The sequence below is a fragment of the Citrobacter amalonaticus genome (assembly GCF_018323885.1).
GTDB lineage: Bacteria > Pseudomonadota > Gammaproteobacteria > Enterobacterales > Enterobacteriaceae > Citrobacter_A > Citrobacter_A amalonaticus.
Genome location: NZ_AP024585.1, coordinates 1,684,019 through 1,699,382, shown reverse-complemented (window position 1 = coordinate 1,699,382; position 15,364 = coordinate 1,684,019). Strand labels below are relative to the sequence as shown.

At 55.9% G+C, this 15,364-nt stretch carries 12 protein-coding genes; 6 read left to right on the top strand and 6 right to left on the bottom strand.

The features are described 5' to 3' along the window. Window position 1 precedes the first annotated feature (1 nt). Genes gsiC through iaaA form a run of 4 tightly spaced genes read right to left on the bottom strand, consistent with a single transcriptional unit; the run spans window position 2 to window position 5,330 of the window. Complete coding sequence (gene gsiC / locus KI228_RS07900; RefSeq protein WP_044256395.1) at window positions 2–922, bottom strand: glutathione ABC transporter permease GsiC; 921 nt, start codon at window positions 920–922, stop codon at window positions 2–4. 17 nt (window positions 923–939) lie between these two features. Continuing rightward, entirely contained in the window at window positions 940–2,478 is a 1,539-nt protein-coding gene (gene gsiB / locus KI228_RS07895) for a glutathione ABC transporter substrate-binding protein GsiB (RefSeq protein WP_044256396.1), read from the bottom strand. 28 nt (window positions 2,479–2,506) lie between these two features. Further along, a complete protein-coding gene (gene gsiA, locus KI228_RS07890) occupies window positions 2,507–4,378 on the bottom strand; it encodes a glutathione ABC transporter ATP-binding protein GsiA (protein WP_043001254.1) in 1,872 nt (623 codons plus the stop codon). Further along, complete coding sequence (iaaA, locus tag KI228_RS07885; RefSeq protein ID WP_043001255.1) at window positions 4,365–5,330, bottom strand: beta-aspartyl-peptidase; 966 nt, start codon at window positions 5,328–5,330, stop codon at window positions 4,365–4,367. The genes gsiA and iaaA overlap by 14 nt, the downstream gene beginning before the upstream one ends. Window positions 5,331–5,514: 184 nt before the next feature. On the opposite strand from iaaA, the gene moeA reads away from it, so the two are divergent. Further along, the gene (moeA, locus tag KI228_RS07880; RefSeq protein WP_099433406.1) at window positions 5,515–6,750 is read left to right on the top strand and encodes a molybdopterin molybdotransferase MoeA; all 1,236 of its coding nucleotides are present in this window, start codon (window positions 5,515–5,517) and stop codon (window positions 6,748–6,750) included. Next, on the top strand, window positions 6,750–7,508 hold the full coding sequence (gene moeB, locus KI228_RS07875; protein WP_061070339.1) for a molybdopterin-synthase adenylyltransferase MoeB: 759 nt from the start codon (window positions 6,750–6,752) through the stop codon (window positions 7,506–7,508). Before moeA ends, moeB begins: the two co-directional genes overlap by 1 nt. An 88-nt stretch (window positions 7,509–7,596) precedes the next feature. On the opposite strand, the gene fsa is transcribed toward moeB, so the two are convergent. Further along, window positions 7,597–8,259 (bottom strand): fructose-6-phosphate aldolase, encoded by a 663-nt coding sequence (fsa, locus tag KI228_RS07870; protein WP_043001258.1) that lies wholly within the window; start codon window positions 8,257–8,259, stop codon window positions 7,597–7,599. 131 nt (window positions 8,260–8,390) lie between these two features. Here fsa and KI228_RS07865 point away from each other — a divergent pair, with 131 nt between their 5' ends. The 4 genes from KI228_RS07865 (at window position 8,391) to KI228_RS07850 (ending at window position 14,098) form a co-directional block, all read left to right on the top strand. Beyond that, window positions 8,391–9,290: a glycyl-radical enzyme activating protein gene (locus KI228_RS07865; protein WP_044264234.1), complete on the top strand. Its 900-nt coding sequence runs from the start codon at window positions 8,391–8,393 to the stop codon at window positions 9,288–9,290. A gap of 4 nt (window positions 9,291–9,294) precedes the next feature. Next, entirely contained in the window at window positions 9,295–11,727 is a 2,433-nt protein-coding gene (locus KI228_RS07860; RefSeq protein ID WP_061070340.1) for a glycyl radical protein, read from the top strand. A 146-nt stretch (window positions 11,728–11,873) separates the two neighbouring features. Next, window positions 11,874–12,689: a Cof-type HAD-IIB family hydrolase gene (locus KI228_RS07855; protein ID WP_061070341.1), complete on the top strand. Its 816-nt coding sequence runs from the start codon at window positions 11,874–11,876 to the stop codon at window positions 12,687–12,689. 146 nt (window positions 12,690–12,835) lie between these two features. Beyond that, window positions 12,836–14,098 (top strand): DUF1479 domain-containing protein, encoded by a 1,263-nt coding sequence (locus KI228_RS07850; RefSeq protein ID WP_061070342.1) that lies wholly within the window; start codon window positions 12,836–12,838, stop codon window positions 14,096–14,098. Here the strand turns inward: KI228_RS07850 and KI228_RS07845 are convergent. Then, window positions 14,095–15,168, bottom strand: a complete 1,074-nt coding sequence (locus tag KI228_RS07845; RefSeq protein WP_061070343.1) for a LacI family DNA-binding transcriptional regulator — start codon at window positions 15,166–15,168, stop codon at window positions 14,095–14,097. The two genes, KI228_RS07850 and KI228_RS07845, sit on opposite strands and share 4 nt — an antisense overlap. Between the last annotated feature and the right edge of the window lie 196 nt (window positions 15,169–15,364).

Below are 15,364 nucleotides of genomic sequence, written 5' to 3'. Positions count from 1 at the left end.
CTTACTTGTACCTGATAGCCGGGTTAATGGCGGCATACAGCACATCCACCACTAAGTTGATAAGTATAAATTCCAGTGAGAACAACAGGACTTCCGCCTGAATCACCGGATAATCGCGCATCTCTACGGAGTCCACCAGCAAACGTCCGAGACCGGGCCAGTTGAAGACCTTTTCGACCACGATAGACCCGCCGAGCAAAAAGCCGAACTGTAACCCCATCATGGTGACCACCGGGATCATCGCATTGCGCAGCCCATGCTTGAGCACCACCCAGGTTTCGCTGACCCCTTTCGCCCGGGCGGTACGCATATAGTCTTCACTGAGCACATCGACAAATGAGGCGCGGGTAAAGCGTGCCATCACTGAGGCCACCGCCGCGCCAAGGGTGACAGACGGCAGAATATAGTGCTGCCAGCTATCGGCCCCGACGGTCGGCAACCAGCCTAACTCCACGGAGAACACCTGCATTAACAACATCCCCAGCGCGAACGCCGGAAAGGAGATCCCGGTAACGGCCAGCGTCATGCTGAGGCGATCCGGCCAGCGATTACGCCATACCGCCGCGACAATTCCCGCCGCCATACCGAACAGAACGGCCCAGATCATACTGGTCAACGTCAGCCACAGCGTCGGCATAAACCGGCTGGCGATCTCCTCCGAGACCGGCCGACGGGAAACCATCGAGAGGCCAAAATCGCCCTGCAACACGTTAGTCATGTAATGCCAGAACTGGACATGCAGCGGCCTGTCGAGACCGAGTTGCTGACGAACCAGCTCAATCACCTGCGAGTCGGCTTCCGGCCCGGCAATCAGTCGCGCCGGGTCACCGGGCAACAGGTGAACAAATAAAAACACCAGCACCGCAACAATGAACAGGGTCGGAATCAACCCCAGCAGGCGTTTAAGGATATAGTTAAGCATCCGATTTCCGCTGTGGCTTATTTCAAATCTGCATCATCAAAGCTGAATCCGGTATCTGGCATGATCCAGAAACCGGTCAGTTTGTTACTGTGCGCCGAGACCAGTTTTTCCACCACCAGCGGGATCCACGGCGACTCTTTCCAGACGATATCCTGCGCCGCTTTGTACAGCCGCGCTTTCTCTTGCGGATCGGTCGTTTTCAGCGCGTCGGCGAGGTCAGTGTCAACCTGCGGATTGCTGTAGAACGCGGTGTTAAACAGCGTTGGCGGCCAGTTTTGTGAGGCAAACAGCGGCGACAATGCCCAGTCGGCTTCACCGGTCGACGCCGACCAGCCGGTGTAGAACATTCTCACGCCGCTCTCTTTCTGCCCTTTGCCCTCAACTTCCGACGCGCGCTGACCGGCATCCATCGCCGTCACCTGCACTTTAACCCCCACCTGCGCCAGTTGCTGTTGGGTAAACTGCAACACTTTCTGGGCGGTACTGTGATTGTGCGATGACCATAGCGTGGTGCTAAAACCGTTTGGATAACCCGCTTCTTTCAGCAGTTCACGCGCTTTTGCCGGATCGTAAGGCCAGGGCGTGTAGCTTTGCGCATAAGCAATCGACGGCGGCACCACGCCGGTAGCCGGGGTCGCGTAACCAGCAAACGCCACTTTCACCAGCGCCTGACGGTTGATGGCGTAGTTTAACGCCTCGCGGACTTTCGGGTTGTCGAACGGTTTTTGCGTCACGTTCATGCTGATGTAACGCTGCATGATCGACGGACTGGCGACCAGCTGCAGATTTTTGTTTTTCTCTAACAGCGCCGCCTGCTCGTAGGGGATCGGGAAGGCAAACTGTGCTTCCCCGGTTTGCAGCATCGCCGCACGGGTATTGTTATCGGTGACCGGACGCCAGGTGATGCTATCCAGCTTCGGTAATCCCGGCTGCCAGTAATCGGCAAATTTCTTCACCTTCACAAAATCGGTTTGATTCCAGGTGTCCAGCACATACGGACCAGTGCCGACCGGATGAAAGCCAATCTCTTTGCCGTATTTCGCCAGCGCGGCTGGTGAGATCATCGCCGTTGCCGGGTGCGCCAGAATATTAATAAACGCGGAGAACGGCTGCTTCAGAGTGATTTTTACCGTCGCGGGATCGACAGCCTCTGTTTTGGCGATGTTTTTATACAGGTTATAACGCTTAAGGCTATTGGCGGGATCGCTGGCGCGATCGAGGTTTATTTTCACCGCCTCGGCGTTAAAGTCGGTCCCGTCCTGGAATTTCACCCCCTGACGCAGTTTAAGGGTATACACCAGGCCGTCGTCAGAGACGGTGTAACTTTCTGCCAGCACGTTCTTCAGCTTCATCTCTTTATCAAGGCCAAACAGCCCCTGATAAAACGATTTTGCCACCTGCTGCGATAAGGTGTCATTCGCATCATATGGATCGAGCGTGGTGAAGTTGGACCCCACCGCGACCACTACATCTTTCGCGGCAAACGCCGGGGAGGCTGCCAGCGCGGTCGTCGCGCCTAATGCCAGCAGCCAATGTCGGGCGAGTAATTTTGTCATCTTTTTTCTCCTGAACCCTGCCTGATTGTTATAAACGCAATAGCGCATTTTCTTGTTGTGGACGCGCGACATAATGTCCGGGCCCGACTAACTGCAATGAAACCGGTGCGGGCGCTTCGCCGCGCCGGTAAATGTTGCTGGGCAGATCGTCCGACAGCAGCACCCGCTGCGGGCGGTGATGTCCGGGGTCGGCAACCGGAACCGCCGCCATGAGCTTGCGGGTATACGGATGCTGAGGATCTTCAAACAGCGCAGCGCGTGGGCCGATCTCAACAATCTGCCCCATATGCATCACCGCCACGCGGTGGCTGATCCGTTCAACGACGGCCATATCATGCGAGATGAACAGCCAGGCAATCCCCAGCTCTCGCTGCAAGTCGAGCAGCAGGTTGATAATTTGCCCGCGAATCGACACATCCAGCGCGGAGACCGACTCATCGGCAATAATCACTTTTGGATTGAGCGCCAGCGCGCGGGCAATACAGATCCGCTGGCGCTGTCCGCCGGAAAACTCATGCGGGTAACGCCACGCATGTTCAGGTTTCAACCCGACACGCTCCAGCAGCCACGCCACCCGATCGGCCGCCGCCTTCCCCTGCAACAACCCGTGGACGCGCAGTGGCTCCATGATCGAATAACCCACGGTTTGTCGCGGGTCGAGTGAGGCGTATGGATCCTGAAAAATAAACTGAATATCGCGACGCAATGGCTGCAATTGACTGTCGGACAACGTATCGATTCGCTGACCGTTGAAAATAATCTCGCCGGACTGCGACTCCACCAGGCGCAGTAGCGCACGTCCGGTGGTGGATTTGCCACAGCCTGACTCACCGACCAGCGATAGCGTCTCGCCAGGCCAGAGATCAAAGCTGACATTTTCCACCGCATGCACTTCACGGGTCACCCGATTAAGGATACCGCTACGTAACGGGAAACGAGTCACCAGATTGCGTACCTGCAAAATGGGCTCTCCCTCGACCACCGTATTTTGATCGACAGGCCGCTCACGCTTTTCCGGCTCGCTCAGAGAGATCAACGGGAAGCGGCGCGGATAAGGGAGACCTTTCATCGCCCCAAGTTGCGGTACCGCCGCTAATAATGACTGCGTGTAAGGATGCTGTGGCGCGCGGAAGATCTGTTCCACAGTGCCGGTCTCCACCCCTTCGCCCTGATACATCACCAGTACACGATCGGCGACATCCGCGACCACGCCCATATCGTGAGTGATGAAAATCACTCCCATCGACATCTCTCGTTGCAGGACTTTGATCAATTGCAGGATTTGCGCCTGAATCGTGACGTCCAGCGCGGTTGTCGGTTCATCGGCAATCAGCACCGCCGGGCGACACGAGAGCGCCATCGCAATCATTACCCGCTGGCGCATGCCGCCGGATAGCTGATGGGGATAGCGTGAAAGGATCGCTTTCGCCTCCGGAATGCGAACCTGATCGAGCATCCTCTTCGCCTCCGCCATCGCCTCTTCCCGTCCCGCCCCCTGATGCAGGCGAATGGACTCGGCTATCTGCTCACCCACGGTAAACACCGGATTGAGCGATGTCATCGGCTCCTGAAAGATCATGGCGATATCGGCGCCACGGACCCGCTGAAGCTGCGACGTACTCTGTTCGCCCAGCTCAATCACCTCGCGGTTCCGACGACGCAGCAGCATCTGCTCGCACTGCACCTCACCACCAGACTGTTCAATCAGTCGCATCAGCGACAGCGCGGTGACCGATTTTCCTGAACCGGATTCACCGACAATCGCCAGCGTTTCGCCACGCCTGAGACGAAACGACAGGTTCCGCACCGCCTCAGTACGCTGCTGGTCCTGTTGAAAGGCTATATTCAGATTGCTGACGGCCAGCACGTCGCTGGCATCAAGCGCATCACTGTGTGGCAACGGTGTCCCCTTTTTCCCGGTAAATCCCGGTCGTTGGTGTATCCCCGGCATAACCCCAGGCGCGATACATGCCTTCGCAATTAAACGGCAAGGCCACATTCCCCTCATGATCGATGGCGATCAGCCCGCCGCTCCCGCCGAGTGCCGGTAACTTCTCCATCACTACCCGCTCGCAGGCCTCCGATAAGCTCAGCCCGCCGTAATCCATCAACGCCGCAATATCGTAAGCCGCCAGCGCGCGGATAAACACTTCGCCGGTACCGGTGCAGGAGACCGCCACACTGGCATTATTGGCATAACAGCCCGCCCCAACAAGCGGACTGTCGCCGACGCGGCCCGGTAATTTGTTGGTCATGCCTCCGGTCGACGTCGCTGCCGCCAGATTGCCATGCACATCCAGCGCTACCGCGCCCACGGTGCCCATTTTTTTGCCTTCGTCCAGCGGCGCGCCGCTGTGATCCAGCACGGTTTCGCCGCTTGAGCGCGCGACCAGCAGTTGTTGATAACGTTCAGGCGTCGAAAAGAGATCCGCAGACACCAGCGCCATCCCTTCTCCGGCCGCGAATTTTTCAGCGCCTGCGCCAATCATCATGACATGCGGGCTACGCTCCATCACCAGTCTGGCAGCAAGGATCGGGTTACGCAGATGGCTGACGCCCGCCACCGCGCCGGCTTTCAGGGTATTGCCATCCATGATGCAGGCGTCCAGCTCATGGGTCTCATCACGGGTATACACCGCGCCGATCCCGGCATTAAACAGCGGACACTCTTCAAGCAGTCGCACGGCTTCAGTGACCACATCCAGCGCGCTTTCTCCCGCTTCCAGCATCTTTTGGCCGACGTCGACAATGTCGGAAAGCGCCTGGATATAGCGTAATTCCTGCTCCTGGCTCATCTGCGCGCGGGTAATCGCCCCTGCACCGCCGTGAATTGCAATGACTGCTTTGCCCATATTTGCCGTCCGTCTTCTACAAATATCAGAATTCTGTAGAGTTATTGATTCGATTTTTGACTATAGAAAGATGCGATTAGCATGTAAAGCATTCACACCCTTCCTAAGTCCGAGGTGGCATACAGTCCCCTCGCATTTTCTGACATAATAGACGGATTCGATTTTGCCCCGCAGGAGTGTTTTCATGGAATTTACCGCCGGACTGATGCCGCTGGAAACGGCGCTTACTGAAATGTTGTCGCGTGTTACCCCGCTCACCGCCGTCGAGACGTTACCGCTGGTGCAGTGCTTTGGCAGAATTCTGGCGACTGACGTGGTTTCGCCGTTGGACGTCCCGGGCTTCGATAATTCGGCGATGGACGGTTACGCGGTACGCCTGGCCGATCTCGCCAACGGACATCCGCTGCCGGTCGCTGGCAAAGCGTTCGCCGGTCAGCCGTTCCAGGGAGAATGGCCTGCGGGCAGCTGTATTCGCATTATGACCGGTGCGCCAGTACCGCCGGGATGTGACGCGGTAGTGATGCAAGAGCAGACTGAACAGACAGACAACGGCGTGCGTTTTACCGCCGACGTTCGCGCCGGGCAAAATATCCGCCGTCGTGGCGAAGACATCGGGCAAAACGCGGTGGTTTTCCCTGCCGGTACGCGTCTTACCACAGGCGAACTGCCGGTACTGGCCTCGCTCGGCATTGCCGACGTCCAGGTGGTGCGTAAAGTGCGCGTTGCGCTGTTCTCGACGGGAGATGAACTGCAACTGCCCGGTCAACCACTCGGCGAAGGTCAGATTTATGATACCAACCGCCTGACGGTGCACCTGATGCTGCAACAGTTAGGTTGCGACGTAATTAATTTAGGCATCATCCGCGATGATCCGCACGCCCTGCGCACGGCGTTTATCGAAGCCGACAGTCAGGCGGATGTGGTGATTAGCTCCGGCGGCGTGTCGGTCGGTGAAGCGGATTACACAAAAACCATTCTTGAAGAGCTGGGCGAAATCGCTTTCTGGAAACTGGCAATCAAGCCGGGCAAACCGTTCGCCTTTGGCAAACTGCGCAACAGCTGGTTCTGCGGTCTGCCGGGCAACCCGGTCTCAGCGGCGCTGACTTTCTACCAGTTGGTTCAGCCGCTGCTGGCGAAACTGAGCGGCAATACGGCCAGCGGATTACCCGCGCGCCAGCGCGTCCGTACCGCTTCGCGACTGAAGAAAACGCCGGGACGTCTCGATTTCCAGCGAGGTATGCTGCAGCGCACTGCTAACGGTGAACTGGAAGTAAGTACCACAGGCCATCAGGGTTCACATATTTTTAGTTCCTTCAGTCAGGGCAACTGCTTCATTGTGCTGGAGCGCGATCGTGGTAACGTCGAAGTGGGTGAATGGGTGGAAGTCGAACCCTTCAACGCGCTGTTCGGAGGCCTGTGATGGCAGAACTCAGCGATCAGGAGATGCTGCGCTACAACCGGCAGATCATTTTGCGCGGCTTTGACTTTGACGGACAGGAAGCGTTGAAGGAAGCCAGAGTACTGGTAGTGGGCCTCGGTGGGCTGGGCTGTGCGTCCTCGCAGTATCTGGCGAGCGCCGGCGTCGGCCACCTGACGCTGCTCGATTTCGACACCGTGTCGCTGTCAAATCTGCAGCGCCAGACGCTGCACAGCGATGCGACCCTCAACCAGCCGAAAGTGGAGTCGGCGCATGCCGCGCTAAGACGAATTAATCCGCACGTCGCGATTACCCCGATTAATGCGCTGCTGGACGAGTCCGCCCTTCGGGCACTCATCGCCGAACACGATCTGGTGCTGGACTGCACCGATAACGTCGCGATTCGTAACCAGCTCAATGCGGGTTGTTATGCGGCAAAAGTCCCGCTGATTTCTGGCGCGGCGATCCGCATGGAAGGCCAGATCTCTGTCTTTACCTACAAAGAAGGTGAGCCCTGCTATCGCTGTCTGAGCCGTCTGTTTGGTGAAAATGCATTGACCTGCGTGGAAGCCGGAGTGATGGCGCCGCTGATTGGGGTGATAGGGTCGTTACAGGCAATGGAGGCGATAAAGCTGCTGGCGCAGTATGGTCAGCCCGCGTCAGGGAAAATCGTCATGTACGATGCCATGACCTGCCAGTTCCGCGAAATGAAGCTGATGCGTAATCCGGGCTGCGAGGTGTGTGGGGAAGCATCATCCTGAGTAGATTCCGGCCTGATAAGGCGTAGCGCCATCAGGCAATGATGGCGCGAATTGCCGGATGACGACGTTACCTTATCCGACCTACAATTTACAGCGACGTGCGCCCAAAGGCACTCTGCCAGTCGTGTTCAAACTTCGCCACCGCCGCATCAACAGCCGGAGAGCTAATCAGCTGCTGGGCAACGTCCAGCGGTAAGGTGATGGATTCACAACCCGCCAGCAGACAATCCAGCGCCTGACGCGGTGTTTTGAAACTGGCGGCCAGCACTTTGGCATGCGGCGCATGCATCGTCAGTAAATTCTGCAAATCGTTGACGGTCTGAATGCCATCGCCGCCCTGCGCATCGACACGATTCACGTAAGGCGCAACATACTCCGCCCCCGCCAGCGCCGACAGCAGCCCCTGCGCCGCCCCGTACACCGCCGTTCCCAGCGTCGGAATGCCTTCCTCTTTCAGCAGTTTGATCGCCGCCAGACCTTCCGCCGTGACCGGCACTTTCACCACGATATCAGCAATGATCCCACGCAGTTTGCGCGCATCGCTCACCATCCCTTGTGCCGTTGTCGCCATCACCTGAGCGAACAGACGCCCCTGTCCTCCCATCGCTTCATGCAATTGTGGCAATAAGACATCCAGCGGTTTTTTCCCCGCCGCCACAATACTGGGGTTGGTGGTCACGCCCGCCAGCGGGAAAACTCGCGCCAGCGCTTTCACCGCGTCAACATCGGACGTATCCAGATAAAGTTCCATAATCATTCCTCAACGACTCGTTAGCATAAATGAAAGATACCACGGCAAAACCTTTCTGTTAGTTGACGCACGTCAACATAACTTTCATTCGAAAGTTATTTAATCTTTATACGAAACAAATGAGGCCGTTTATGATTTTCAATATTCAGCGCTATTCTACACACGATGGCCCCGGTATCCGCACCGTGGTGTTCCTTAAAGGATGCTCTCTGGGCTGTCGCTGGTGTCAGAATCCGGAAAGCCGGGCGCGCACGCAGGATCTGCTGTTTGATGCACGTTTGTGCCTCGAAGGCTGCGAGCTTTGCGTAAAGGCGGCGCCGGGCGTCATCGAACGCGCGCTGAATGGCCTCCTTATCCATCGCGAAAAACTCACTGACGCGCATCTTACCCGCCTGACCGATTGTTGCCCCACTCAGGCATTGACCGTCTGCGGCGAGGTGAAAAGCGTGGATGAAATAATGACCACCGTTCTGCGCGATAAACCTTTTTATGACCGCAGCGGTGGCGGTATTACGCTTTCGGGCGGCGAACCGTTTATGCAGCCAGAACTGGCCGCGTCGCTGTTTAAAGCCAGTCACGAAGCGGGCATTCATACCGCAGTTGAAACCTGTCTGCATGTGCCGTGGAAATACATTGAACCTTCATTGCCCTGGATCGATCTGTTCCTTGCAGATTTAAAACACGTTGCCGACGCGCCGTTTAAGCAATGGACGGATGGCAGCGCATCACGCGTGCTGGAAAACCTGAAAAAGCTCGCCGCTGCCGGGAAAAAAATCATCATCCGCGTTCCGCTGGTTCAGGGGTTTAACGCGGATGAAGAGGCCATTAAAGCGATTACCGATTTTGCCGCCGACGAACTGCACGTCAGCGAGATCCACTTTTTGCCCTACCACACGCTGGGCATCAATAAATACCACTTGCTCAACCAACCCTACCACGCGCCGGATAAGCCGCTGGATGCACCCGATCTGCTCGCCTTTGCGCAGCAGTACGCCTGCACGAAAGGTTTGACCGCGACTTTACGAGGATAAACCCATGACCCAACTGAAACTGGATACGCTCAGCGACCGCATCAAAGCACACAAAACCGCGCTGGTGCATATCGTCAAACCACCGGTCTGTACCGAACGCGCGCAGCATTACACTGAAATGTACCAGCAGCATCTGGACAAGCCGATTCCGGTACGCCGCGCGCTGGCGCTGGCACATCATCTGGCACAACGAACCATCTGGATCAAACACGACGAGCTGATCATCGGTAACCAGGCAAGCGAAGTCCGCGCCGCGCCGATCTTCCCGGAATACACCGTGTCATGGATTGAAAAAGAAATCGACGACCTGGCGGACAGACCAGGGGCTGGTTTTGCGGTCAGTGAAGAGAACAAGCGCGTACTGCATGCCGTGTGCCCGTGGTGGCGCGGTCAGACCGTTCAGGACCGCTGCTACGGCATGTTTACTGATGAGCAAAAAGGGTTGCTGGAAACCGGTATTATCAAAGCTGAAGGCAACATGACCTCCGGTGACGCACACCTGGCGGTGAACTTCCCGCTTCTGCTGGAAAAAGGCATTGACGGCCTGCGGGAAAAAGTCGCAGAGCGCCGTTCTCGTATTAACCTGACTGTTCTCGAGGATCTGCATGGCGAGCAGTTTCTGAAAGCCATTGATATTGTGCTGGTTGCCGTCAGTGACCACATCGCCCGCTTCGCCGAACTGGCACGTAAAATGGCGAGTGAAGAGACGCGTATCAGCCGTCGTAACGAACTCCTGGCGATAGCAGAAAACTGCGATCTGATCGCCCACCAGCCGCCGCAAACTTTCTGGCAGGCGCTGCAACTGTGCTACTTCATCCAGTTGATTCTGCAAATTGAGTCCAATGGTCATTCGGTGTCGTTCGGGCGTATGGACCAGTATCTTTATCCGTACTACCGCCGTGACGTGGAGCTGAACCAGTCGCTGGACCGCGAACACGCCATTGAATTGCTGCACAGCTGCTGGCTTAAGCTGCTGGAAGTGAACAAAATCCGTTCCGGATCGCACTCTAAAGCCTCTGCAGGCAGCCCCCTCTATCAGAACGTCACCATTGGCGGACAAAGCCTGGTTAACGGTCAATCGATGGATGCGGTCAATCCGCTCTCTTACGCGATCCTTGAATCGTGCGGTCGTCTGCGCTCCACTCAGCCTAACCTCAGCGTGCGTTATCACGCCGGGATGAGCAATGACTTCCTCGACGCCTGCGTGCAGGTGATCCGCTGTGGCTTTGGGATGCCAGCATTTAACAACGATGAAATTGTCATCCCGGAATTTATCAAACTCGGAATTGAGCCGCAGGACGCCTACGATTACGCAGCGATCGGCTGTATCGAAACCGCGGTCGGCGGCAAGTGGGGCTACCGCTGCACCGGCATGAGCTTTATCAACTTTGCCCGCGTGATGCTCGCCGCGCTGGAAGGCGGTCGTGACGCCACCAGCGGGAAAGTCTTCCTGCCGCAGGGAAAAGCGCTTTCCGCCGGTAACTTCAACAATTTCGATGAGGTGATGGCCGCATGGGATGCGCAAATCCGCTACTACACGCGTAAATCGATTGAGATTGAGTATGTGGTCGACACCATGCTTGAAGAGAACGTGCACGATATTCTCTGCTCGGCACTGGTGGATGACTGCATCGAACGGGCGAAGAGCATTAAACAAGGTGGGGCGAAGTATGACTGGGTATCCGGCTTGCAGGTGGGTATCGCCAACCTCGGCAACAGCCTGGCCGCGGTGAAAAAACTGGTCTTCGAACAGGGGGCCATCGGTCAGCAACAGCTTGCGGCCGCGCTGGCGGATGATTTTGACGGCCTGACCCACGAACAATTGCGTCAGCGTTTAATCAACGGCGCGCCGAAGTATGGCAACGATGATGACACGGTCGACACTCTGCTGGCTCGCGCTTACCAGACCTATATTGATGAACTGAAGCAGTACCATAATCCACGCTACGGACGTGGTCCGATCGGCGGCAATTATTACGCGGGCACCTCGTCTATCTCGGCAAACGTACCGTTCGGCGCAGCGACCATGGCCACACCAGATGGTCGTAAAGCCCATACTCCGCTGGCCGAAGGGGCAAGCCCGGCGTCCGGTACTGACCATCTTGGTCCAACGGCGGTGATTGGCTCGGTTGGTAAACTGCCTACCGGTTCGATTCTGGGCGGCGTACTGTTAAACCAGAAGCTGAACCCGGCAACGCTGGAAAATGAATCCGACAAGCAGAAACTGATGATCCTGCTGCGTACCTTCTTTGAAGAGCACAAAGGTTGGCACATTCAGTACAACATCGTGTCGCGCGAAACCTTGCTGGAGGCGAAAAAACATCCTGATCAGTACCGTGATCTGGTGGTCCGTGTCGCCGGTTATTCCGCGTTCTTCACTGCGCTTTCACCGGACGCGCAGGACGATATCATCGCCCGTACCGAACATATGCTGTAATTCTCCCCGTAGGCCGGATGGCGACACAAAGCGTCTTATCCGGCCTATTCGTCCCTCTTCACCGCTTTCATTCGAAATAAATTTGTGCTTTAGGTCACATTGTTATTAAAATGTTTCTGGTCGCAGTTTTGAGCCAGGAGCTTTATATGACCGTTAAAGTTATCGTCACCGATATGGACGGAACTTTTCTCAATGACGCCAAAAAGTACGATCACGCACGATTTATGGCGCAGTACCATGAGCTAAAAAAACGCAACATTGAATTCGTCGTCGCCAGCGGCAATCAGTATTACCAGCTCATCTCTTTCTTCCCCGAACTCAAAGACGAGATCTCTTTCGTTGCCGAAAACGGCGCGCTGGTGTTTGAGCATGGCAAACAGCTTTTTCACGGCGAACTCACGCGTCACGAATCTCAGGTTGTGATGGGCGAATTGCTGAAAGATAAACAGCTCAACTTTGTGGCCTGCGGTCTGCAAAGCGCGTACGTCAGTGAAAACGCGCCGGAACCCTTTGTCGCACTGATGTCGAAGCACTACCACCGCCTGAAGCCGGTGAAGGACTACCATGACATCGACGACGTGCTGTTTAAGTTCTCGCTGAATCTGCCAGACCAGCAGATCCCGTTGGTTATCGACCACCTGCACACGGCGCTGGACGGCATTATGAAACCCGTGACCAGCGGTTTCGGCTTTATCGATCTGATCATTCCGGGGCTGCACAAAGCGAATGGCATCAGCCGATTGCTGAAACGGTGGAACCTTTCACCAAAAGAAGTCGTGGCGATTGGCGACAGCGGCAATGATGCAGAAATGCTGAAAATGGCGCACTACGCTTTCGCCATGGCGAATGCCACCGACAGTATCAAAGCAATCGCCCGCTTTCAGACGGATGACAATAACCATGACGGCGCGCTGAACGTGATTCAGGCCGTGCTGGATAACACCGTCCCTTTCAACGTGTGACGGCAATAACCGGAACACCCTGTTCCGGTTTTAATTTCTTCCCCTGTTTGACACCTCAACATTTTAAACTTGCATTAACTTTTTTATAACCTATATTATCACCCGTAAGATAAATTAGTTTCGAGTGAAACTTATGCGAGGTGGTTATGGCTTTTTCCTTCACAAGCGACACATTACCGGTCGACCATAAAGCGGCGACCCGTCAGATGAAGCAGGAACTGCGGGCGCAGCTCGGCGACGTCCAACAGATCTTCAGCCAGATTAGCGATACCATTGCCACCCGCGTGGCGGAAATCAACGCACTTAATGCGCAGGGCGCCCCGGTGTGGCCTGAACTATCGTATGCCGATATCAACGCTGGCACCGTCACGGCGCAGCAGCGCGAACAGATCAAACGTCGCGGCTGTGCGGTCATCAAAGGTCACTTCCCACGTGAGCAGGCGCTGGCCTGGGATCAGTCGATGCTGGACTATCTGGACAGAAACCATTTTGACGAGGTGTACAAAGGCCCCGGCGATAACTTCTTTGGCACCCTCACCGCTTCGCGTCCGGAGATTTATCCGATCTACTGGTCGCAGGCGCAAATGCAGGCCAGACAGAGTGAAGAGATGGCTAACGTGCAGTCGTTCCTCAACCGTCTGTGGACCTTTGAAAGCGAGGGCAAACAGTGGTTTAACCCGGATGTCAGCGTGATCTACCCAGACAGGATCCGTCGCCGTCCACCGGGAACCACGTCAAAAGGGCTGGGCGCGCACACCGATTCCGGCGCGCTGGAACGCTGGCTGCTGCCGGCCTATCAGCGCGTCTTCGCGAATGTGTTTAACGGCAAGCTGGCGGAATACGATCCGTGGCAGGCCGCCCATCGTACGGAAGTGGAAGAGTATACGGTGGACAACACCACCAAATGTTCAGTATTTCGCACCTTCCAGGGCTGGACCGCACTGTCGGATATGTTGCCCGGTCAGGGTTTACTGCATGTCGTCCCCATTCCGGAAGCCATGGCCTATGTGCTTTTACGTCCTTTGCTCGATGATGTTCCGGAAGATGAACTGTGTGGCGTGGCGCCAGGGCGGGTACTGCCGATATCCGAACAATGGCATCCTTTGTTGATTGAGGCGCTTACCAGTATTCCGCCACTGGAAGCAGGCGATTCCGTCTGGTGGCATTGCGATGTGATTCACTCCGTGGCGCCGGTCGACAATCAGCAGGGCTGGGGCAATGTGATGTATATTCCCGCCGCCCCGCTGTGCGAGAAAAATCTGGCCTATGCGCACAGCGTGAAGGCCGCGCTGGAGAAAGGCGCGTCACCGGGCGATTTCCCGCGAGAGGATTACGAAACAGACTGGGAAGGCCGCTTCACGCTGGCGGATTTGAATATCCACGGCAAGCGCGCGCTGGGGATGAGTTAACGATCATACAGACCTTCCTGTTCAACGGCGGTGCGTCGTTTCCCCTGACGTATCCGCCGGACCGACTCCCGTACCGCAAGCGTACCATTGAGTAACAACGAACTGACTGGCGCCTCCGGGCGCACCAGACGTTGCTGGAGCATATACACCGCTTCTGTCCCCAACTCATCCCGAGGAACATGAACTGCTGTTAAGAGGACATCCTGAATCGACGCCAGATTAAAACCATCGATACTCATCACTGAGATATCCTGAGGGACACGTAATCCCCGTTTTTGCAGCGCGCTGATGACCCCTGCCGCCATAAAATCTCCCCCGACTAAAAAGGCGGTGGGTAAATCTTGCCCTTTTCTCTCGCTGATCCATTCACTGACCAGTTGTTCTGTCTCTCTGGCGCTAAAATTTGTGGCGACCAGCAGATCGCGGTCGTCAGTGAACTTCATGTTATGTGACCGCCACGCATCGCGGATCCCTGCTAAGCGCAGCTCCATTGTGTATCGGCGCAGGCAGAGAACGTTCATCACCTCACGATGCCCCATTTCAAACAGATAGCCCGCCGCTCGTTCACCAATCGCCCGATGATCGGGTGCCACCACGGGAAGACGCATGAGCCGATCGCGACAGTTAATCAACAGGCACGGTTTTCCGACATCAACGGCTAAATCATGAATATGCGGATCGTCGATCCCCAGCAAAATAGCGGCATGCGTATCCGGTTCGTTCATTCGCGCCAGAAACAATTGCGCATTACTGTCATGTTCCTCAAGAGCGCAGTAGCGCAACCGGACTTCGTGCGAAGCCAGTCCTTTATTCACACTCTGGATCACACGGTAATAAAAGATGTCGGACCGCTCATCAAATGCCCGCTGTGGCGCAAAGATCATCAGGCTATTGAGTAGCAGACGTCCTGCCGCCATCCCCTCCATCACACCCAGTTCACGTGCGCATTCCAGCACGAGACGCCGGGCGTTGTCGCTGGTGTTGGACTTACCCGCCAGCACACGCGAAACGGTGCTGATCGAGAGCTGCGTTCGGGCGGCAATTTCCCTGATTTTTAACCTTTTATCCATTTTGTGATCTTGCTCCACTTGCCTCATGAAAAAATTTTCACGACCTGAAATTGAAGCTCTGACTCGCTTCGAATGAATAGTGGCAGATGACTGCGTGCATTGATGAGAAAGCTTGCACAAATTCTGCTATTGGTCGCCCATTTTCTCCCTTAAGGTGAATTTGTCATACAGCTTCCATACTAGTTGTATAGCAACT

Excerpts from the sequence above, each read along its gene's own strand:
- KI228_RS07865 (WP_044264234.1), top strand. The coding sequence starts at position 8,391 with ATGATTTTCAATATTCAGCGCTATTCTACACACGATGGCCCCGGTATC.
- moeA (WP_099433406.1), top strand. The coding sequence starts at position 5,515 with ATGGAATTTACCGCCGGACTGATGCCGCTGGAAACGGCGCTTACTGAA.
- fsa (WP_043001258.1), bottom strand. The coding sequence starts at position 8,259 with ATGGAACTTTATCTGGATACGTCCGATGTTGACGCGGTGAAAGCGCTG.
- gsiB (WP_044256396.1), bottom strand. The coding sequence starts at position 2,478 with ATGACAAAATTACTCGCCCGACATTGGCTGCTGGCATTAGGCGCGACG.
- KI228_RS07850 (WP_061070342.1), top strand. The coding sequence starts at position 12,836 with ATGGCTTTTTCCTTCACAAGCGACACATTACCGGTCGACCATAAAGCG.
- gsiC (WP_044256395.1), bottom strand. The coding sequence starts at position 922 with ATGCTTAACTATATCCTTAAACGCCTGCTGGGGTTGATTCCGACCCTG.
- KI228_RS07860 (WP_061070340.1), top strand. The coding sequence starts at position 9,295 with ATGACCCAACTGAAACTGGATACGCTCAGCGACCGCATCAAAGCACAC.
- iaaA (WP_043001255.1), bottom strand. The coding sequence starts at position 5,330 with ATGGGCAAAGCAGTCATTGCAATTCACGGCGGTGCAGGGGCGATTACC.
- KI228_RS07855 (WP_061070341.1), top strand. The coding sequence starts at position 11,874 with ATGACCGTTAAAGTTATCGTCACCGATATGGACGGAACTTTTCTCAAT.
- KI228_RS07845 (WP_061070343.1), bottom strand. The coding sequence starts at position 15,168 with ATGGATAAAAGGTTAAAAATCAGGGAAATTGCCGCCCGAACGCAGCTC.
- moeB (WP_061070339.1), top strand. The coding sequence starts at position 6,750 with ATGGCAGAACTCAGCGATCAGGAGATGCTGCGCTACAACCGGCAGATC.